At 61.1% G+C, this 19093-nt stretch carries 17 protein-coding genes and 1 tRNA gene; 11 read left to right on the forward strand and 7 right to left on the reverse strand.

The genetic code is table 11. From position 1 onward, the window contains the following. The first annotated feature begins 119 nt into the window (after window positions 1–119). Complete coding sequence (locus AMK00_RS09250; RefSeq protein ID WP_064810197.1) at window positions 120–1709, forward strand: M23 family metallopeptidase; 1590 nt, start codon at window positions 120–122, stop codon at window positions 1707–1709. 86 nt (window positions 1710–1795) lie between these two features. On the opposite strand, the gene AMK00_RS09255 is transcribed toward AMK00_RS09250, so the two are convergent. Next, window positions 1796–2668, reverse strand: coding sequence for an ATP-binding protein (locus AMK00_RS09255; protein ID WP_064802129.1), 873 nt, complete (start codon window positions 2666–2668; stop codon window positions 1796–1798). 203 nt (window positions 2669–2871) lie between these two features. On the opposite strand from AMK00_RS09255, the gene yajC reads away from it, so the two are divergent. The 5 genes from yajC (at window position 2872) to AMK00_RS09280 (ending at window position 7593) form a co-directional block, all read left to right on the forward strand. Then, entirely contained in the window at window positions 2872–3219 is a 348-nt protein-coding gene (yajC, locus tag AMK00_RS09260; RefSeq protein WP_004678848.1) for a preprotein translocase subunit YajC, read from the forward strand. Between the two features lie 44 nt (window positions 3220–3263). Then, entirely contained in the window at window positions 3264–5804 is a 2541-nt protein-coding gene (secDF, locus tag AMK00_RS09265; protein WP_064810198.1) for a protein translocase subunit SecDF, read from the forward strand. A gap of 4 nt (window positions 5805–5808) precedes the next feature. Continuing rightward, on the forward strand, window positions 5809–6195 hold the full coding sequence (locus AMK00_RS09270; RefSeq protein ID WP_004678846.1) for an Mth938-like domain-containing protein: 387 nt from the start codon (window positions 5809–5811) through the stop codon (window positions 6193–6195). A 2-nt stretch (window positions 6196–6197) separates the two neighbouring features. After that, entirely contained in the window at window positions 6198–7055 is an 858-nt protein-coding gene (locus tag AMK00_RS09275) for a phytoene/squalene synthase family protein (protein ID WP_064810199.1), read from the forward strand. 70 nt (window positions 7056–7125) lie between these two features. Further along, the gene (locus AMK00_RS09280; RefSeq protein WP_064810200.1) at window positions 7126–7593 is read left to right on the forward strand and encodes a hypothetical protein; all 468 of its coding nucleotides are present in this window, start codon (window positions 7126–7128) and stop codon (window positions 7591–7593) included. A 9-nt stretch (window positions 7594–7602) separates the two neighbouring features. Here AMK00_RS09280 and trmFO read toward each other — a convergent pair whose 3' ends face one another. The 3 genes from trmFO to AMK00_RS09295 all read right to left on the reverse strand — a co-directional run bounded on the left by trmFO (window position 7603) and on the right by AMK00_RS09295 (window position 9716). Further along, window positions 7603–9033 carry a methylenetetrahydrofolate--tRNA-(uracil(54)-C(5))-methyltransferase (FADH(2)-oxidizing) TrmFO gene (trmFO, locus tag AMK00_RS09285; protein WP_064802136.1) on the reverse strand — a complete coding sequence of 477 codons (1431 nt, stop codon included), beginning with the start codon at window positions 9031–9033 and terminating at the stop codon, window positions 7603–7605. 98 nt (window positions 9034–9131) lie between these two features. Further along, window positions 9132–9275 (reverse strand): DUF1127 domain-containing protein, encoded by a 144-nt coding sequence (locus tag AMK00_RS33675; protein WP_064802139.1) that lies wholly within the window; start codon window positions 9273–9275, stop codon window positions 9132–9134. Window positions 9276–9569: 294 nt separating this feature from the next. Beyond that, window positions 9570–9716 (reverse strand): DUF1127 domain-containing protein, encoded by a 147-nt coding sequence (locus AMK00_RS09295; RefSeq protein WP_004678838.1) that lies wholly within the window; start codon window positions 9714–9716, stop codon window positions 9570–9572. A gap of 899 nt (window positions 9717–10615) precedes the next feature. Here AMK00_RS09295 and AMK00_RS09300 point away from each other — a divergent pair. From AMK00_RS09300 to AMK00_RS09320, 5 genes are all read left to right on the forward strand, one after another. Continuing rightward, entirely contained in the window at window positions 10616–11710 is a 1095-nt protein-coding gene (locus AMK00_RS09300) for a DUF2157 domain-containing protein (protein ID WP_064810201.1), read from the forward strand. Next, window positions 11707–12297, forward strand: a complete 591-nt coding sequence (locus AMK00_RS09305; protein ID WP_064810202.1) for a GDYXXLXY domain-containing protein — start codon at window positions 11707–11709, stop codon at window positions 12295–12297. The genes AMK00_RS09300 and AMK00_RS09305 overlap by 4 nt, the downstream gene beginning before the upstream one ends. 153 nt (window positions 12298–12450) lie before the next feature. Continuing rightward, window positions 12451–12535, forward strand: a tRNA-Leu gene (locus tag AMK00_RS09310). A 182-nt stretch (window positions 12536–12717) separates the two neighbouring features. Further along, entirely contained in the window at window positions 12718–14202 is a 1485-nt protein-coding gene (gene tig, locus AMK00_RS09315; RefSeq protein ID WP_064810203.1) for a trigger factor, read from the forward strand. Window positions 14203–14383: 181 nt separating this feature from the next. Continuing rightward, complete coding sequence (locus tag AMK00_RS09320; protein ID WP_064802145.1) at window positions 14384–14806, forward strand: nuclear transport factor 2 family protein; 423 nt, start codon at window positions 14384–14386, stop codon at window positions 14804–14806. 92 nt (window positions 14807–14898) lie between these two features. Here the strand turns inward: AMK00_RS09320 and AMK00_RS09325 are convergent, their stop codons facing one another. The 3 genes from AMK00_RS09325 to sthA form a co-directional block, all read right to left on the reverse strand. Then, entirely contained in the window at window positions 14899–16674 is a 1776-nt protein-coding gene (locus AMK00_RS09325; protein ID WP_064810204.1) for a B12-binding domain-containing radical SAM protein, read from the reverse strand. Between the two features lie 159 nt (window positions 16675–16833). Beyond that, on the reverse strand, window positions 16834–17637 hold the full coding sequence (locus tag AMK00_RS09330; protein ID WP_064810205.1) for an endonuclease/exonuclease/phosphatase family protein: 804 nt from the start codon (window positions 17635–17637) through the stop codon (window positions 16834–16836). 49 nt (window positions 17638–17686) lie between these two features. Further along, the gene (gene sthA, locus AMK00_RS09335; protein WP_064802151.1) at window positions 17687–19093 is read right to left on the reverse strand and encodes a Si-specific NAD(P)(+) transhydrogenase; all 1407 of its coding nucleotides are present in this window, start codon (window positions 19091–19093) and stop codon (window positions 17687–17689) included.

Raw genomic sequence — 19093 nt, forward strand, 5'->3', positions numbered from 1 at the left:
TAAGCTATGGTTATCAACTTCTCAAAAATATTGCACTGATTCCAGCATCTTAACCGCGTGGTAATACTAACGCGTTTTAATAGACTCACAAATGGTTGCGTTCTCAGTGGGTCGAGTCAATGCGTTTCAGTCTTTCGCCGAAGTTCGGTAAGTCGGCCGGTAATCTTCTGGTTGTGGGCCTGCTGGCGAGTGCCGCAACGGGCTGCAGTTCCGATGTGACACGGTTTGGCGGTTTGTTTTCCTCCTCCGGGCAGGACCAGATCACCACAAGTTCCATTCCGCGCCGGGGCGGCGTTCAGGGCGATCCGGTGCCGCGCGCCGATCTCGGCGGTACGGCTGTCGCCAGCCAGTCCGGTTACGGCGGCAACAATGCGATGAACCAGCCCTATCCGGCGAGCCGGGGTTACGAGCCGGTCCGTCCGTCCAGCGCACGCCTGGCTTCTTCGCCGGTCTCGATCCAGCGTTCCGAGCTTGCCGCGCCGACGGCTGTCGCGCCATCCCGCCAGCGGGAAAAGGAAGTGGCGCTGGCCCAGCCGTTCCCGGCTTCGCCGCAGGCTCAAAAGCCGCGGCTCGTAGCGCCGGCGGCACCGAAGGCAACGCCCGATTCGTTGACAACAGGCACGACGCCGAAGATTTCCGGCTGGTCCTCGACCAATGCACCTTCGGTGACGCTGCGCCCGGGTGAAAACATCGCCACGCTGTCCCGGCGCTTTGGTGTTCCGGAAAAGGAAATCCTGCGCATCAACAATCTGAAAACCGCCTCTGCCGCTCAACCCGGCCAGGCGATCCTGATCCCGACCTTCAATGGCGGCAATGCCGCCAAGGCGGCGTCGCAGGCGGCCGATCTTGCCAAGCCCGGCAATATGCCGGAGCCGGCCAAGGCGCCGGAGCAGAAGGTGGCCGTCGTCCCTGGCGCCAATTCCGCCCGCGACAAGACCATGGCGAGTGCCGATCCGGCCGCAAAGGTTCCCGCCGGCGCTGGCAAGGATCCGAAGGCGGCTGCCGGTACTTATGTGGTCAAGCAGGGCGATTCGCTGGCAAAGATCGCCAAGGCGACCGGCGCCAATATCGACGATCTCAAGGCCGCCAACAATATCTCGGCGACCACGCTGCGTGTCGGCCAGGCCCTGAAGATCCCGAACGGCAAAACCGACACGATCAAGACCGCCTCGATCCCGGCAGAGAAGGTCGAGTCGAAGCCGGCTGATCCGGCGCCTGCCCAGCAGACGGCGTCCGTTCAGCCCGCGCCCTATAAGGCGCCGGCTGCCACCCAGACCGTCGACGAGGTCGAAAAGAAGGCCGACGTCAGCTCGGACGCGCCGGAATCGACCGGCATCGGCAAATACCGCTGGCCGGTACGCGGCCAGGTCATTGCCGCCTATGGCGCCAACGTCAACGGCAGCCGCAATGACGGCATCGATATTTCGGTCCCGCAGGGCACGCCGATCAAGGCCGCCGAAAACGGCGTCGTTATCTATGCCGGCAACGGCCTGAAGGAACTCGGCAACACGGTTCTCGTCCGTCACGACGACGGTACCGTCACCGTCTATGGCAATGCCGACACGCTGAGCGTGGCCCGCGGCCAGAAGATCCAGCGCGGTCAGACCGTCGCCGTCTCCGGCATGAGCGGCGACGTCAAGCAGCCGCAGGTCCATTTCGAGGTGCGCAAGGATGCATCCCCGGTCAACCCGATGACTTTCCTGGAATAGGTAGAGCGTACCAGGAGGCGCAAAAGCCCGGCCACCAGCCGGGCTTTTGTCATTTTGGACCGTCTTGTATCGAACCGGAAGCCTGTCTACGCCCGGTCGATATGAACGCGCATGCGCCCCGCCAGATCCTGGATGTATTGCCAGGCAACGCGGCCCGAGCGCGCACCGCGCGTCGTTGCCCATTCCAGCGCCTCGGCGTGCAGCGTGTCGCGCGCGAGCCCGAGCTTGAAGTGATCGGCATAGCCGTCGATCATGCCGAGATAGTCTTCCTGGCTGCATTTATGGAAGCCGAGCCAAAGACCGAAACGATCGGACAGCGAAACCTTCTCCTCGACGGCTTCGGACGGATTGATCGCTGTCGACTGTTCGTTTTCCATCATGTGACGCGGCAGCAGATGGCGCCGGTTCGAGGTGGCGTAGAAGAGCACATTGTCCGGCCGCCCTTCGACGCCGCCGTCGAGCGCCGCCTTCAGCGACTTGTAGGCGGTGTCGTCGTGATCGAAGGAGAGATCGTCGCAGAAGACGATGACGCGATACGGCGTGTCTTTCAGGAGGTCGAGCAGGTTGGGAAGGCTGGCAATATCCTCGCGGTGAACTTCGACCAGCTTCAGCGCGACGCCGCTTTCGCGCCTGACATCCTCGTGCACGGCCTTGACCAGCGATGATTTGCCCATGCCGCGCGCACCCCAGAGCAAAACGTTATTGGCCACATAACCTTCAGCGAAACGCACCGTATTTTCGTGCAGGATATCGCGCACATGGTCGACGCCGCGGATGAGTTTCAGCGCCACCCGGTTGGGTTTCTTGACGGGTTGCAGATGCTGGCGCTGCGGCGCCCAGACGAAACAGTCGGCCGCGTCCCAGTCATTGACGGCGGGTGCCGGTCCGGCAAGACGCTGGACGGCATCAGCGAGCCGCTTGAGCTCGCCAAGCAGGGCGGTGTTGATTTCCTCGGTCATCGCAAGCTCCTGATTTCTTGCTGCGGCAATCCGCTTTATCTTTCGATGCGGGGTAGCATGGCGTTTTGTCGCCGGAAAGGTTATGAGGCAGCGGAATCGGTACTGTTTCCGGCTGTTTCTGTTGCATTCATCGAAGCGGCAACTATAGTCCGGCAACCTGAAAAATGAGGCGTAGTTCCGCCGCCAAGCCTGAGGAGTTTAGCATGTTCATCACCCCGGCATTCGCCCAGAGTGCGACCGATACCGCAACCGGTTTCGGCGGCTCCGGTTTCGAAATGATCATTCTGTTCGTGCCGCTGATGGTCGTCTGGTACTTCCTGCTGATCCGTCCGCAGCGCGCGCAGGCCAAGAAGCGTGAGGAAACCCTGAAGGCGATCCGTCGCGGCGACCAGGTCGTGACCGGCGGCGGTCTCGTCGGCAAGGTGACGAAGGTCGTCGACGACAAGGAAGTCGAAGTCGAGATTGCCGAAGGCGTTCGCGTGCGTATCGTCCGCAGTGGCATTTCGGAAGTTCGCGTCAAGGGTGAACCTGTCAAGGCCGACGCGGCGTAACAAGCGATAGCGGCAAACCGCCGGATCGGAAGATCGTCGAGAGAATGTTGCATTTTTCCCGCTGGAAAACACTTCTGATTTGGCTGGTTGCGTTTGCGGCCGTCGTCATCGCTGCGCCCAATCTGCTGAGCGAGGCACAGCGTGCCTCGCTGCCGGACTGGCTGCGGCACGATCGCGTAATGCTCGGCCTCGATCTGCAGGGCGGTTCGCATATCGTTCTGAAGGTCGAGCGTTCCGATATCGTCAAGGATCGTCTGGAAGAGGCAGTCGCGAATGTGCGCAACGCGCTGCGCGGCGCCGGCATCCGCTATACCGGGCTGACCGGCAACGACCGGACCGTTAGTGTCCGGATCACCGATCCTGCTGAGACGCAGAAAGCTGTCGATCGTCTGAAATCCCTGACGACGACCGGCAGAGATTCCGCGCCCGAGCTCACGCTGCAGCAGGGCGGCGAAGGGCAGCTTTCGCTGCAGATTTCCGACGCCGACATTACCGCTGATGTTGCCTCCGCCCGGACCCGGTCGCTCGATATTGTCGGCCGCCGCATCGCCGGATTCGGCTACGAGAATTTCCTCGTTCGTCCCGAGGGTGACGACCGGATCACCGTGCAGGTGCTGGGATCGGTCGATGCCGAGCGGCTGAAGAATCTCCTCAACCAGCCGGCCAAGCTTTCTTTTCATTTGATCGATGAAAGCATGTCGGGGCAGGAGGCGCTGAACGGCCGCTGGCCGGCGACATCGCAAGTGCTCTATTCGCTGGACGATCCGCCGGTTCCCTATCTTGTCGATCGCACGGCTTTCGCCAGCGCCGGCAACATGGTCGATATCCAGCCGGTCGTCGATCCGCAGACGCAGGATACTTCCATCGCCTATCGTCTCGATGCCGAAGGCACCAAGCGGTTGGCTGAGGTGACGGGACAGAATATTGGCAAGCACCTTGCCATCGTCTTCGACGATCAGGTCATGTCGGCGCCCGTCATCGATGCCGCCATCACCAACGGCGAGGGCCGGATTTCTGCGAATTTCTCCGAAGACGGTGTTCGCGACCTTGCCGTGATGCTGCGTGCCGGGGCCTTGCCGGCGACGCTGACGAGCGTCGAGGAGCGCAGCGTCAGCCCGACCTTCGGCGGCGAATCCATCGTCTCCGGCCTTGTTGCCGGCCTCGTCGCCGTCGTGTTGGTCGCAGCGCTGATGATCGCGCTCTACCGCATCCTCGGCGTCATTGCTGTCGTTTCGCTCTTCTTCAATCTGATCCTCATAATCGCGGCGCTCAGCCTTGCCGGCGCGACGCTCACCTTGCCCGGCATTGCCGGCATCGTTCTTATCGTCGGCATGGCGGTCGATTCGAACGTGCTGATTTACGAGCGCATCCGCGAAGAAGAGAAAACCGCCCATTCCTTTGCCGAGGCCGTCGGTCGCGGTTTCTCGCGTGCCTTTGCGACGATCGTCGATGCGAATGTCACGATCTTCATCGCCGCCGTCATTCTCTTTTTCCTCGGGAGTGAAGCCATTCGTGGATTCGCCGTGACGCTGGCGGTCGGCATTCTGACGACCGTCTTCACGGCATTCACGCTGACCCGCTCGATCGTCGCCGTCTGGCTGGCGCGACGCCACCCCCGGCACCTGCCAAAAAGCGTCCTCACCCATCTCTTCGAGCACGCCAATATCCGGTTCATGGGGATCCGGCGCTATGTCTTCACCGCGTCGGCTGCGATCTCGCTGATTGCCATGGCGGCTTTTGCCACCGTCGGCCTGCAGCTCGGCATCGACTTCACCGGCGGCTCGCTCATCGAGGTGACGGCGAAACAGGGCAATGCCGACATCGCCGATCTCAGATCGCGCCTCAACGATCTCAATCTCGGTGAGGTCGGGGTCGAACGCACCGGCGGCCCGGCGAATGCGCGGATCCGCATCGCCTCCCAGGGCGGCGGAGAGAATGCCGAGCAATCGGCAGCGACGCTGGTGCGCGGCGAGCTCGAGGCGGATTATGATTTCCGCCGCGTCGAAGTCGTCGGCCCCGCCATCTCGGGCGAATTGACGATGATGGCGACGCTCGGCATCGCTGCCGCGCTCGCGGCAATCCTGCTCTACATCTGGATCCGCTTCGAGTGGCAGTTCGCCGTCGGCGCCATCGTCGCAACGCTGCACGACGTCATCATCATGCTGGGGCTTTTCGTGCTGACCGGCATCGAATTCAATCTGACGAGTATTGCCGCGGTCCTGACGATTGTCGGCTATTCCCTGAACGACACTGTCGTCGTCTATGACCGGATGCGCGAAAACCTGAAGCGATACACGAAGATGCCGCTGCCGATCCTGATCGATGCCTCGATCAATCAGACATTGTCGCGCACCGTCCTGACGGCGGTGACGACGCTGCTTGCCTTGCTGGCGCTCTACCTGTTCGGCGGCGACGTCATGCGCTCATTCGCCTTTGCGATGCTCTTCGGCGTCGCTCTCGGCACTTTCTCTTCGATCTATATCGCCGCTCCCGTGCTGATCGTCTTCCGGCTGCGGCCGGAGAGCCCCGACGGGGAGGAGAGCAACAAGACGGATGCCGGTGTAAAATCCGGCACGGTGGTTTGAAAACATGGCCAAAGGCATAGAAATCCGCGCCGCGCATTTTCCCGGGCGCGCTCCGATCGACACTTACGGCAATGGCGGTTTCCGTTTTGCCGACATGTCGCATCGCGGCTCGATCCTTTGCCTGCCCTCCGGCATTCATGGCTGGGACATGGACATGTCGAAGCCGCTGTCGCCGGAAAATTTTCGCCGCGTGCTGGAGGAGGCCGCCGATATCGAGGTTCTGCTCGTCGGCACCGGAACCGAGCTTCGCCGTCTGCCCGAGGAATTGAAGCAGGCGCTGAAGGCGCGCGGTATCGCCTCCGATCCGATGAGCACGGGTGCCGCAGTGCGCACCTTCAACATCATGCTCGCCGAGCAGCGCGCCGTCGCGGCGGCCTTGATTGCGGTCTGACCATGGCGGAAGGAGATATTGCGACGAACCAGGATATCTGCCTGGCGATGCTGCGCGACAATGATCGCGACCGCTATCTCGCCTGCCTTCTGTCACCGCAGGACAAGCGCGGCGCGCTTGCGGCGCTTTATGCATTCAATGCGGAGCTTGCCCGCATCCGCGACCTGGTGCACGAGCCGCTGCCGGGTGAAGTGCGCATGCAATACTGGCGTGACCTGCTGGAAGGCAGCGCGCATGGCTCGACGGCGGCCAATCCCGTCGCCGCCGCACTTCTGACCGCGATCGAAACCCATCGCCTCCCGCGCAAGACGCTGCTCGATATGATCGAGGCTCGCACCTTCGACCTCTACGACGATCCAATGGAGACGCGGATCTCGCTCGAAGGTTATGCCGGCGAAACGGCCTCCGCGCTGATCCAGCTCGCAAGCCTCGTGCTTTCGCCGGAGGAGGCCCCGCGATCGGCGAATGCGGCCGGCCATGCCGGCGTCGCACAGGCGATTGCCGGGCTGTTGCTGCTGATGCCGCTGCATCGCCGCCGCGGCCAGCTCTATATTCCGCTGCAGATCCTTTCCGCCACCGGGCTCGACCGCGGCGCCTTTCTCGCCGGCGAAGACCGGCCGCGCGTCTCCGCCGCCATCGAGGCCTTCGCCGGTCTCGGCCTTGAGCATCTGGCAAAGGCGAGAGGGGCAGGGTCGATTGCGCCAGCCGTGTTCCCTGCCTTCCTGCCCGCGACCCTGGCCGAACCGGTGCTGCTGAAGGCGCAGAGGCGGGGCGCTCTCCTGTTCGACCGGCCGCTGCAGTCGCCGCAATGGCGCCGCCAGCTCAGAATGGCGCTGGCGGCGGGCCGCCGGAAAATCTGATATCGGTCAAATTCGCGCAAGTCTCGCGCGCTACAAGGTCCCGATCCTACCCTTTGAACGGAGACTCGGCGTGGGCATTATCGTCTGGTGCGTCCTTTTCGCCATCGTCATCTTCTTTGCTTTCGTGGCCACACGCATGGCCGCGCAGAACAAGGAAGACAGTCTGCACGACACCGGTCTGGCCATTATCGAGTTCGGCCGCGCCTTTCCCAACGAGGCGATCCGTCAGTTGCAGGCGACGGAAAACAGTCAGGCGATCTTCGTGCGCCTGCACGACAACAAGGCCGGCCTCATGCGCAACATGGCACGCCATTTCTCCTGTCATCTGATCGAGCCCGGCCGTGTGCGTGCCGTAAGCACGGAGACGGGCAAGGGGTTGATGATCGAATTTCTGGATGCGCCCAGTCACAACGGCAGATTCGAGTTTGCTTCGCCGAAGGAGGCTTCCGAAGTGGCGCTCTGGCTGCTCGGCAATTACATCGCCGAGCCGGATAAGGATCTGCCGTCCGACAGTGTTTCCGCCGCCAACAAGCAGTAGAACAGCTGCTTAGGCACTCTCGGCAAAGGTCGGTGTCTGGCCGAGCCAGGCGGCGCAGTCTGCAAGCGCCCGACGCGCGATCAACTGCCGTTTCATGATCGTTTTGTCCTTGCCGCGAAAGCGCTTGACGCCTTCGGGCTTGACGATCGAGCCGGGCTCGAGCTCCGGAAACAGCCCAAAATTGATGTTCATCGGCTGGAACGATCGCTTGCCGGGCTCCTCGTCGGTCACGATGTGTCCGCCGGTTATATGACCGAGCAGCGAACCGAGTGCCGTCGTCGCCGGCGGCAGCGAAATCGCCTCGCCCTTGCGTTCGGCAGCGGCGAAACGCCCGGCCATCAGCCCGACGCTGGCGCTTTCCACATAACCCTCGCAGCCGGTGATCTGGCCGGCAAAGCGCAGGCCGGGCCGCGATTTCAACGTCAGCGACGGATCGAGCAATGTCGGCGAGTTGACGTAGGTGTTGCGGTGCAGGCCGCCGAGACGGGCAAACTCCGCATTTTCCAGACCTGGGATCATCCGGAAGATTTCCGCCTGCGCGCCGTATTTCAGCTTCGTCTGAAAGCCGACCATGTTGTAGAGCGTGCCGAGCGCATTGTCCTGGCGCAGCTGCACAACGGCATAGGCCTTGACCGTCGGATTATGCGCGTTGGTCAGCCCCATCGGCTTCATCGGCCCGTGGCGCAGCGTCTCGCGGCCGCGTTCGGCCATGACTTCGATCGGCAGGCAGCCGTCGAAATAGGGGGTGCCTTCCCATTCCTTGAAACCGACCGTGTCGCCTGCGATCAACGCGTCGACGAAGGCGTTGTATTGCGCTTCGTCCATCGGGCAGTTGATGTAATCCTTGCCCGTGCCGCCGGGACCGACCTTGTCGTAGCGCGACTGATACCAGCAGATATCCATGTCGATGCTCTCTCGGTAGACGATCGGCGCGATGGCGTCGAAGAAGGCGAGCGAATCCTCGCCCGTCTGGGCCTGGATGGCGCTGGCAAGTGACGGCGCCGTCAGCGGCCCGGTGGCGACGATGGCAAGGTCCCAGTCGCGCGGCGGCAGGCCGGTGATTTCCTCGCGCACGACGGTGATCAGCGGGTGGTCGTGGATCGCCTTGGTCACGGCTTCGGAAAAGCCGTCGCGATCGACGGCCAGCGCGCCGCCGGCCGGCACCTGATGGCGATCGGCGGCTGCCATGATCAGCGAGCCCGCCATGCGCATCTCGGCATGGATAACGCCGACGGCATTGCTGGTCGCATCGTCGGACCGGAAGGAGTTGGAGCAGACGAGTTCGGCGAGGCCGTCGGTTTTGTGCGCATCCGTGCCGCGCACGCCGCGCATTTCATGCAAAATGACGGGAACGCCGGAACTGGCGATCTGCCAGGCGGCTTCCGAACCGGCAAGCCCACCGCCGACGACGTGAATAGGAGCATAGGAAATCGTGTTCATTCCGGGCTGATATCATGTCGGCAGATGCGATCCAACACCTGGAATCAAAAACGGCGCCTGATGGCGCCGTCTTGAAGCATCGTGCCGGTTACCCGCTATTAGCGGAACGAGCGGGATGCGATATTGCGGATGTCGTAGCGGCTGACGCCGATGTCGGACAGGGTCTGGTTGGACAGGCTGCCGAGTTCGTTGAGCGTACGGCGGTAGCTAATCCAGCTCTTTGCAATGCGGATCGGGTTCATTGTCATCTTCCTCGAACAAAAGTCCGCTTGACGGCGGGATCGCCTGTCTCTCTGCGGTTGATGTTTATATAGGCGAAAACCCTCTCATTGTGCAGTGCAAATAAAAGGCGTCTGCCATGCAAATGTGCAATATGATGCTTGAGAAATAAGCGGTGAACATTTTTTGAGCGGGCCAAGGAAACCCTAAAGATCCTGCAACCGCGACGGTCGGCAATCGCCTAAAACGCCCGCTGCGGTACAGCGGGCGTTTTAAACTTGGGCGGATCTGCTTGGGAGGAAGCAGAAACCTTTGAATTAACGCGAAGAAGCTTCGCGGGCGACGCGATGGATGTCCGAACGGTCGATGCCGAGGTCATGCAATTCGCGGTTGGTCATGCGGCCGAGTTCGGTGACCGTCTGACGATACTTGCGCCAGTTGTTGAAAGAGCGAGTGATGTTCATGTTAAGCCCCTTTCCGAGGGTTTGATCTGCCAGCAGCCACCCATCGGCGCTGACCTCTATTTGATGACCGGAATATATGTTGCGGTGCGAAGAAGGAAAACAGCCAAGTTTTCAGGTCACCTATGCGACATATGCAATGCTTTACACAATCTTACCGCAGACTGGCCAACGAATAGGCAAAGTGACTTGAGCGAGTACTCGAGCTTTGAAGCGGCGGAGAGGTTGCGATGAGGAAATACCCCGCCTCTGGCGGGTTATGCGCTGGACAGGCGGTTCGTCGCCGGTTCGACGAGCCGTCGGTCGTTGGGATGGCCTCGCAAAGCGGCGCGATCACGCATGCGGCGCTGCGGCTTGATGTGACGAAAAATCCGGTGGGCCTTGCTTTCCCGGTGACGCAGCGCAGCCAATATCGGATGTGCTAACGCCTTGAACTTACACATTATGCTGTCATCAAATAAAACGCCCGCCGGGGGAGGATCCGGCGGGCGCATTATAGTGACTGGCAACTGGGAGGAGGAGTGTTGCCAGTCCATCGCAGCGCGCTTGGGAGGAGGAGTGCGCGGCTGCGAATCTCGTCACGGACAAAGCAATCCGCGGGCGTCCGGCGGTGCCGGGCCGGGGCGCCATCCCCGTGCTTCGATATTTCTGTAAATAGTATGACTAATTGATATTTTGCAGTGCAATAAATACATGATTGGTATGCGAAACATGCATACCTGTTCCTTCATATGCTCATATTAGCGGTTCCGACGTTAGCGCCCGGTTAACACCTGACCCAAATTAGACCAATGAGGAATTTGCATATTTGACGCTGAGGCGTTTGCGAAGCCGCCTGCTGCGTCTATAAATATCGGTAGCCGCAGCGCCGGAGCGAGCGTCGCGGAACTGAGGGGTGGAGCATGTATCGCGGCAGATTGGAGCGGGATCTCTCGCTCTGGGTGGGCAAGGGTCTGCTTGGAGAGGAAACGGCCGGCGCGCTTCTCGCCGAATATGACAGCCGCCCGGCCAGCTTCAGCCTCGGCCGGGTGCTGATGGCGCTGGCGGCGGTGCTGCTTGCTGCTGCCGTTCTGCTGGTCGTCGCCTCCAATTGGGAGGCCATTCCGCGCCTCGTTCGCGTCGGCGCCATCCTCGCGCTGATTTGGTCTGTGCACATCGCCGCCGCCTCCATGTTTGCCCGGGGTGCGACAGCGGCAGCAAGCGGGCTGCTGGTCATCGGAACGATGAGCTTCGGTGGCGCGATTTCGCTGGTCGGGCAGATGTATCATCTCTCCGGCGACGAGCAGACCGTGATGTATCTCTGGTTCGCGATCGCGACGATCTCGGCGATCCTGTTCCGTTCGGGCGCGGTGGTCGTCGTCGCGGGCTTTCTCTCCTGGGCGTCCTTCGCCGTCTACCTCGAGAACAACGACACGCATTGGATCGGATTTGATCCCTGGACGGCGCCGGTCATGGCGGTGATCACAATCGCGCTGGTGCGTTACACCGGTGCCGAGCGGGCCCGTCATCTCGCCTATCTGCTGCTGATCGGCTGGCTCGCCTGGCTCTACACTCTTTATGAGGAGATCGCGGTGGCGCTGGCCTTCGCAATCGGCGGCATGACGATTTTCGCGCTGACGGCGTTGCCGCACCCCCGTATCGCTTCCCTCGTCAGGAGTGCCGGCGCAGCGCCGGCTTTCTACAGCTTCCTTATCGCCGTGATCGGCTTGCTGCTGCTGCATATCGAGATCGAGCAAGGCTGGCGGCTGGTGGTGCTCGGGGTGGCGACGCTCGCCGCTGCCGTGCTGGCGATCGCGCTGCATGGCAGGGATAACGGCGCGGTGCGTTATGTCGCCTATACGACCTTTGCCGCCGAGATGCTCTATCTCGCCTCCGTCACGGTCGGATCGATCCTCGGCACGTCGAGCCTCTTCCTGTTCTCCGGTCTCGTGGTGGCGCTCGTCGCCTGGATCGTCATCCGTCTCGAGCGGCGCTTTTCACGGGAGGCGCGCGCATGAGCTCGTTGATGGCAAGGCTGCAGTCCGGCAAGGGATATCTCATTTCGGCGATCATCGTCGCCGGCTTGCAGACTTTAATCCTCGGCACGATCATCCAGAGCCGTGCGTCGATCCTCAGCAGCGGCGCTGAGGTCCTGCTGAAGACCGCCCCGGTCGATCCTCGCGATTTCCTGCGCGGTGATTATGTCGTCTTGAATTACGACATTTCCACCGTGCCGGTGCAGACGGTCTCCGGCGGCATTCCCGCAGAACCCGGCGAACGCACGCTGTGGGTCCGGTTGAAGAAGCAGGCGGACGGTTTCTGGACGGTGAGCGAATCGTCTTTCCAGGCGCTGCCGCCGCAGCCGGAGACGGTGATCCTGCGCAGCAGGCCTTTCTACAGCGGCGGGCTGGCCGCGGGCGACAGCATCCGCGTCGAATACGGCATCGAACGTTATTACGTCCCCGAAGGTCAGGGCAAGCCGATCGAGGAGGCCCGCAACGATGGCAACGTCGCCATCGCGGTGCGGGTCTCGCCGGATGGACGCGCGCAGATTCGCAGCCTGCTCGTCGACGGCAAGCCGGTTTACGACGAACCGCTTTACTGATCCCTCAGGCCTTCGGGGCAGGGCGGCTTTTGGGCCTTGAATAGCCTGTCATTGGACGTTCATTTTTCCTTTGCCTCGACCAAATCGGGTGATATAGAGACGCCGCGCTCCGGAAGGCCTCATGCGCAGGCATAGGCATGCGGTTCTGTGAACGCGGGTATGGTGAAATTGGTAGACACGCCAGATTTAGGTTCTGGTGCCGCAAGGCGTGGGAGTTCAAGTCTCTCTACCCGCACCAGGCTGTTTGCAGGGGGAGGCTAAGAAAATTTAGTCCCCCGATACCCGGAAGCGAATGCCGTTCCCCCTTGGGCGGAATGATGCAGGAATTGGGAAAAGCCACGCGCGGCACGCTGCCGGCGTCGTGCTCATCGAAACGAACGGCGTCTGGGCACGGCCGCCACGACATGAAGGTAGGAAGACATGCAGGTTATCGAAACGCTCGCTGAAGGGCTGAGGCGCGAAATCAAGGTCGTTATCCCGGCCAAGGACATGGAAGACAAGATGAATGAGCGTCTTGCCGATGTGAAGGACAAGGTCCGCATCAACGGCTTCCGTCCGGGCAAGGTCCCCGCTGCTCACCTGAAGAAGGTCTATGGCAAGTCGATCATGGCCGATCTCGTCAACGAGATCGTCCGCGAACAGCCCGCCGCCATCCTGTCCAGCCGCGGCGAAAAGTCGGCCACGCAGCCGGAAATCGCCATGACGGAAGACAAGGACGAGGCCGACAAGATCCTCACCGCCCAACAGGATTTCGAATTCACGCTCTCCTATGAAGTGCTGCCGCCGATCGAGCTGAAGTCGGTCAAGGGCATCAAGGTCACGCGCGAAGTCATCGATATCTCCGATGACGAAGTCAACGAACAGGTCCTGAAGGTCGCCGAAAGCGCCCGCTCCTACGAGAGCAAGACCGGCAAGGCCGCGAACGGCGACCGCGTCACCATGGATTATGTCGGCAAGGTCGACGGTGAAGCCTTCGAAGGCGGCACCGACCAGGGCGCCGAGCTGGTGATCGGCTCCGGCCGCTTCATCCCCGGCTTCGAAGACCAGCTCGTTGGCGTCAAGGCCGGCGAAGAGAAGACCATCACCGTGACCTTCCCGGCTGACTACCCGGCCAAGAACCTCGCCGGCAAGGAAGCGACCTTCGACATCACGGTCAAGGATGTCGCAGCCCCCGGCGCTGTCGAAATCAACGACGAACTCGCCTCCAAGCTCGGCATCGAATCCGCCGACCGCCTGAAGGAGATCGTCCGCGGCCAGATCGAATCGCAGTACGGCTCGCTGACCCGCCAGAAGCTGAAGCGTCAGATCCTCGACCAGCTCGACGAGATGTACAAGTTCGAGACCCCGGCTTCGCTCGTCGACGCCGAATACAACGGCATCTGGAGCCAGGTGAACAACGACCTCGCTCAATCAGGCAAGACCTTCGAGGACGAAGACACAACCGAGGAGAAGGCCCGTGAGGAATACAAGACGCTCGCAGAGCGTCGCGTCCGCCTCGGTCTTGTCCTCTCCGAAATCGGCGAAAAGGCCGGCGTCGAAGTCACCGAAGACGAGATGCAGCGCGCCATCTACGACCAGCTGCGCCAGTATCCCGGCCAGGAAAAGCAGATCCTCGAATTCTTCCGCAGCCAGCCGGGTGCCGCCGCTTCGATCCGCGCGCCGATCTTCGAAGAGAAGGTCATCGATCACCTGCTGACCGAAATCGACGTCACCGACAAGAAGGTGACGAAGGAAGAACTACTCGCCGAGGAAGAAGGCGAAGCCAAGGCTGAAACCAAGAAGGCCGCCCCGAAGAAGAAGGCTGCCGCCAAGGCTGAAGCTGCTGATGCCGGCGAAGGCGAGGAAGCTGCTCCGAAAAAGAAGGCCGCTCCGAAGAAGAAGGCTTCCGAGGACGGCGCCGAGTAATCGCTCGCCCGTTCTGAAAGTTTGGAAGGCCCCGCCAATCGTGCGGGGCCTTTTCCTTTTCCGACTACCCGGACAATTCCTTCCCTTCTCCACGATGGAGTCATCCCTAGCTGCAACAACAAATAGTTGAAATAAACTATAATTCGATGCAGATTTACTAGGTGGCGGGGAGGGCCTGAAAATGACTGCCAAGCAAGACATGAAGAAACTGGTAGAGGAAATCTATGCTGTGCGCGACCGCGGCGATGTAGAGGGTACGCTCACGCTGATCGGCGACGATTGCACTTTCCGAATGGTCGGCAATACACGGCTGGCGCCTTTTTCGACTGAAGCGAGCGGGAATGCCTTTCGTCAGGCGATAACGCAGCTTATCACAGCGTGGGATCTATCCAACGTCAGGACAGCCGGCATCTATGTCGACGAGGACGAGGATATGGTCTTCGCCCATCGCGAGGGTGAAGTAAGGCACATTCCGTCGGGTGTGAGCTTCTATACGGAATTCGTCGACAAGATTCATTTCAGGGATGGAAAACCGGTCAAGATCGTCGAATTCGTCGACACGCTGCAAGTGGCCGAGACGACCCAGATGATCCAGATCGCTTAGACGCCTGCAAGACCGGAGCTTCCGGGCTTCGACCTTGACGCCGCTGCGATTTCGGATCAGCTGGCATCAGCCGCCGTTGCGTGAATTGCAACTCAATTCGCGCTTCGTGTCAGTTGCGCGACTTTCCTGACATGACTGACGGCTGCGGTTCCGCCGGATGTTTTGGTGAAGAGGCTGAGCGTGTCTTCCTCATCATCGGCGACCGGCGTCAGCGCCTGATCCATGTAGCTCTTCGATTTCGCATCTCTTGAGATCAGGAACGCCGAGATCGTCAGACCGATGATCGTGCCGGCGAGTGAAGCATGTTTGCGGACGGTTTCCCATGCAAAGCGCGGCCAGAAAAGCAGCGGATGTTCGCGCGGGAGTTCCGGACGCCGCTCCGACGGCGTCTTCAGGCGAAAGAGGCCGCTCTGCAGCGGATGCACGTTTTCCAGCGGCACCGTGGTTGCGAAGGAGACGAGAACCTTGACGAGCCTTGCCAGCGGCACCCCGGTCGCCACGGCGCGGCGCAGCAACGTCTTCATATGATGAGGCGAATAATAGAGCGACCAGGCCTCATGGTAGATGTCTTCCCATTCCTGCTTGCTCATTTTGGGGTGGGCGGTGCAGACATGCTCGACATCGTAGATGTTGAGATCATCATTCATCTCGACACCCTTCTTCCAGAGAACTTGATGGTCCTCGGAACCGGGCAGCGGCGTCAAGATGAAGAATTCGATCACGTCGAGCGGCAGCTCTTCCTGGATGATGGCGATGTCGCGGCGGATCGATTCCGGCGTATCGGCAGGAAAGCCCAGGATATAGCCGGCAAGCGTCATGATGCCCTGCGCCTTCCAGGCGAGCAGCATCTTGCGATATTCGGTGATCTTGTTCTGGTTCTTCTTGGCGGCGGTCAGATTGTCCGGATTGACATTTTCGAGGCCGATGAAGACGCGGGTGACGCCGGCGCGCTTGGACTTTTCGATGAAATTGGGGATCTTGTGACAGAGCGTGTCGACCTGGATCATCAGGCCGAGCGGAATGCCGTCCCGCTCCTTGAGCTCGATCAAGCGGTCGAAGATCGCCTCCCAGTCCTTGTTGCGGGCGAAGTTATCGTCGGTAATGAAGAACTTGTGGATGCCCTGCGCCCAGTTCATCCGCACGAGTTTTTCGACGTCGTCGGCCGAGCGGAAGCGCGATTTGCGACCCTGCACGTTGATGATGGTGCAGAACGAGCACTGGTAGGGACAGCCGCGTCCGGCATCGAAGCTGGTGCTGAGGCCGAGCGTGCGCTGGATGTTGTCCTTCGGCAGGAAAGGAACCGGCGTGCCGCCAATGCCGGGAAGGTCGTTCATGAAATTATAGAGCGGCTTCAGCTCGCCGGCAGCAGCATCGCGCAATACTATGTCCAGCCGCCCCTCGGCCTCGCCGGCGAACATCGAGATGCCCATCTCGCGGCAGGCGTCGAGCCCGACCGCCTGGCCGTCGAGCATCGACAGGCAGCCGGACACGTGGAAGCCGCCCATCGAAACCGGCAGGCCAGCATTGCGGAAGGGGCGGGCAATATCGAGGGCGCGCGGATATTGGTTGGACTGGACGCCGACCAGCGCGACCATGCCGAAATTGCCGTGGCGCCTGAACTGGGCGAGCAGCCCGGCAAAATCGATTCGCGTATTCGTTTCATCGATCACGGTAATGTCGATCGCGGTATCTGGCCCGAGCACCTTGCGCTCGGTGCATTCGGCAGCGATGCCGTATATGGCCGCGAGCGAATTGGAAGGGATCATCGCCCGCCACCAGCGGATGACGTAGCCGTCATCGTCATAATGCGACGGCTTGATCAGGATGAGTTGAAAACGGCTGCGCACGGTTTCCGAAGCATGGGGCAAGAGTATCTATCTTTCTTTAGAAACGTCTGCCCGGAGGCAAAATGGCGTTGAAGGCACAAATCAGGCACGGCGTATCAATGCGATTGATCAGGGTTCAAACTAAGGCGTAAAAACAGGAAACTGCGCGCAGAAGTTTCGCACAGCGCATCCCTCAATATACTACGCGATATCGAGCAGCAATGCGCGGTGGTCGGAGACCTCGGGCGCCTCGACCACCTCGAACTTGGCAACCTCCACGTCAGACGTAATCAGCATGTAGTCCGCAAAGCGGCCCTGCTTCAGATAGTGGGAGGTTCGCGTGTCGACAAGGCCGTTTCCGGTGACGAGATCGGAAAGACCCAACCGGGCAAGGACCCGAAAGGTCGCGCTGCCGGGCAGCACATTGAAGTCGCCGCAGACCACGAGTCCTTCGTCGCCGGGCCAGATCCGCCCGATGAGGCCGGCCAATGCCAGCGCCTGCTGTTCGCGCTGCGCCGTATCGCCTTTGCCGGCCGGATCGCGCAGACCATGCATATGGGCGATCGTCACGATGCGGGCGTGCGCATGGTTGAAGAAGCGGATGCAATGGGCGTTGCGCGGTCTGGGATGGTCACCCCAGCCATCGGCGGAAAAACTGCCATGCACGAAGTCCAGCGCCTGGGCGATGACGGAATGCGATTTTCGGACGAAGGTCGCCAACCCGAATTCCGCGACAATGGCGGCGTCGCCATCGAAAAGCTCACCTCTCGATGTCGGGCAGAAGAAGGCGTCGTGGCCGGGCAGGGCGGCGCTGATTTCCTGAAACAGATTGACACGTTGCGGCAGTTCCAGCCCCGCATCCCGGTATGTCGACCATCCGCTATCCGCATTCGGCGCCCGCAGCACCTCCTGCAGGCACAGCACATCAGGGTCGGCCTGCTTGACATAGGCGATCAGGGCCTCGTGCAGTCGGCCGCCCCATGCATTCAGCGAAATGATGCGCAAGCTCTCGGCTCCATCTTATAGCTGGCGGAATCAAATGGTGGCGCCGCCTTCAGAGTTCCGACTTGATGTCACCCATCCGGTTCCAGGCGTCGAGGCCGGCAATCTTGTAGGCTTCGGCGAGCGTTGGATAGTTGAAGGTGTTTTCGACGAAATACTCGACCGTGCCTTTGAGATTGAGCACCGCCTGGCCGATGTGCACCAACTCGGTGGCGCCTTCGCCGACGATATGCACGCCGAGCAGTCGGCGCGTCTTCAGCGAGAAGATCAGCTTTAACAAACCGGTATCGAGGCCCATGATGTGGCCGCGTGAGGTCTCGCGAAAGCGGGCAATACCGCATTCATAGGGAATGCCGCGCTCCTTCATTTCTTCTTCGGTCAGGCCGCAGGTCGAAATTTCCGGCACGGCATAGATGCCGTAGGGGAAATATTTCTGCGGCTCCTTGGCGACTGCGCCGATCGCCACGCGCGCGGCGATGCGGCCCTGTTCCATCGAGGTCGAGGCGAGGCTCGGGAAGCCGACGACGTCGCCGGCGGCATAGACGTTGGCAACCGATGTCTGGAAGGTCTCCGGATTGACCTTGAGACGGCCACGGCTGTCGGCCTCCAGTCCAATGGCCGGAAGGTTCAGCGCGTCGGTCGCTCCCATGCGTCCGGCGGCAAAGAGCACCATGTCGGTCACAAGATGACGGCCGTTGTCGAGCGTCAGCTGGACCTTGCCGCTATCCAGCCGTTCGACCTTCTCGGCCGTCGTGCCGAGCAGCAGCTTCATGTTGCGGTCGCGCAGCTGATAGGTGAAATCCTCGACGATTTCCTTGTCGATAAAGTCGAGCATCGTCGACTTTGGATCGATCACGGTCACGGCCGTATCAAGCGCCGAGAAGATCGTCGCGTATTCGATGCCGATAACGCCGGCGCCGATGACAACCATGGTGCGCGGCAGCTCTTCGATATCAAGCAGCTCGTCGCTGTCGAGCACGGTCCTGCCATCGAATGGCATGTAATCCGGGCGGAAAGGTTTCGTGCCCACCGCAAGCAGAATGCTGGCGCCGCTCACCGTCAGCGCTTCGCCGTCATCCTTGATGACCTGCAAGGTAGTGGAATCGACGAAACTCGCCTTGCCGCGCATGTGGTGGACACGGTTGCGAGCGAACTGATGCTCGAGCACTTCCACTTCATGGTTGAGCGTAATCAGCAGGCGGCGACGCAGGTCTTCCGCACTGATCTCCTGCTTGACGCGGTAGGATCGCCCGTAGAAGCCGCGCTCGCGCCAGCCGGAGAGATTGAGCGCGGTCTCGCGCAGCGTCTTCGAAGGGATTGTGCCGGTATGGACGGACACGCCGCCGACGCGCTTGCCCTGTTCGATGACAAGCACTTTCTTGCCGAGTTTCGCAGCCTGGATCGCGCCGCGGCGCCCTGCGGGACCGCTACCTACCACAACGAGATCGTACTGAAACAT

Origin of the sequence: Rhizobium sp. N621 (assembly GCF_001664325.1) — a bacterium.
GTDB classification, from domain to species: Bacteria; Pseudomonadota; Alphaproteobacteria; order Rhizobiales; family Rhizobiaceae; genus Rhizobium; species Rhizobium esperanzae.

Bases quoted from the DNA above. Each gene is read 5' to 3' on its own strand.
- secDF (WP_064810198.1), top strand. From the start codon at position 3,264: ATGTTGCATTTTTCCCGCTGGAAAACACTTCTGATTTGGCTGGTTGCG.
- AMK00_RS09300 (WP_064810201.1), top strand. From the start codon at position 10,616: ATGTATCGCGGCAGATTGGAGCGGGATCTCTCGCTCTGGGTGGGCAAG.
- AMK00_RS09320 (WP_064802145.1), top strand. From the start codon at position 14,384: ATGACTGCCAAGCAAGACATGAAGAAACTGGTAGAGGAAATCTATGCT.
- AMK00_RS09295 (WP_004678838.1), bottom strand. From the start codon at position 9,716: ATGAACATCACTCGCTCTTTCAACAACTGGCGCAAGTATCGTCAGACG.
- yajC (WP_004678848.1), top strand. From the start codon at position 2,872: ATGTTCATCACCCCGGCATTCGCCCAGAGTGCGACCGATACCGCAACC.
- sthA (WP_064802151.1), bottom strand. From the start codon at position 19,093: ATGTTTCAGTACGATCTCGTTGTGGTAGGTAGCGGTCCCGCAGGGCGC.
- tig (WP_064810203.1), top strand. From the start codon at position 12,718: ATGCAGGTTATCGAAACGCTCGCTGAAGGGCTGAGGCGCGAAATCAAG.
- AMK00_RS09305 (WP_064810202.1), top strand. From the start codon at position 11,707: ATGAGCTCGTTGATGGCAAGGCTGCAGTCCGGCAAGGGATATCTCATT.
- AMK00_RS09270 (WP_004678846.1), top strand. From the start codon at position 5,809: ATGGCCAAAGGCATAGAAATCCGCGCCGCGCATTTTCCCGGGCGCGCT.
- trmFO (WP_064802136.1), bottom strand. From the start codon at position 9,033: ATGAACACGATTTCCTATGCTCCTATTCACGTCGTCGGCGGTGGGCTT.
- AMK00_RS09255 (WP_064802129.1), bottom strand. From the start codon at position 2,668: ATGACCGAGGAAATCAACACCGCCCTGCTTGGCGAGCTCAAGCGGCTC.
- AMK00_RS09250 (WP_064810197.1), top strand. From the start codon at position 120: ATGCGTTTCAGTCTTTCGCCGAAGTTCGGTAAGTCGGCCGGTAATCTT.
- AMK00_RS33675 (WP_064802139.1), bottom strand. From the start codon at position 9,275: ATGAACCCGATCCGCATTGCAAAGAGCTGGATTAGCTACCGCCGTACG.
- AMK00_RS09275 (WP_064810199.1), top strand. From the start codon at position 6,198: ATGGCGGAAGGAGATATTGCGACGAACCAGGATATCTGCCTGGCGATG.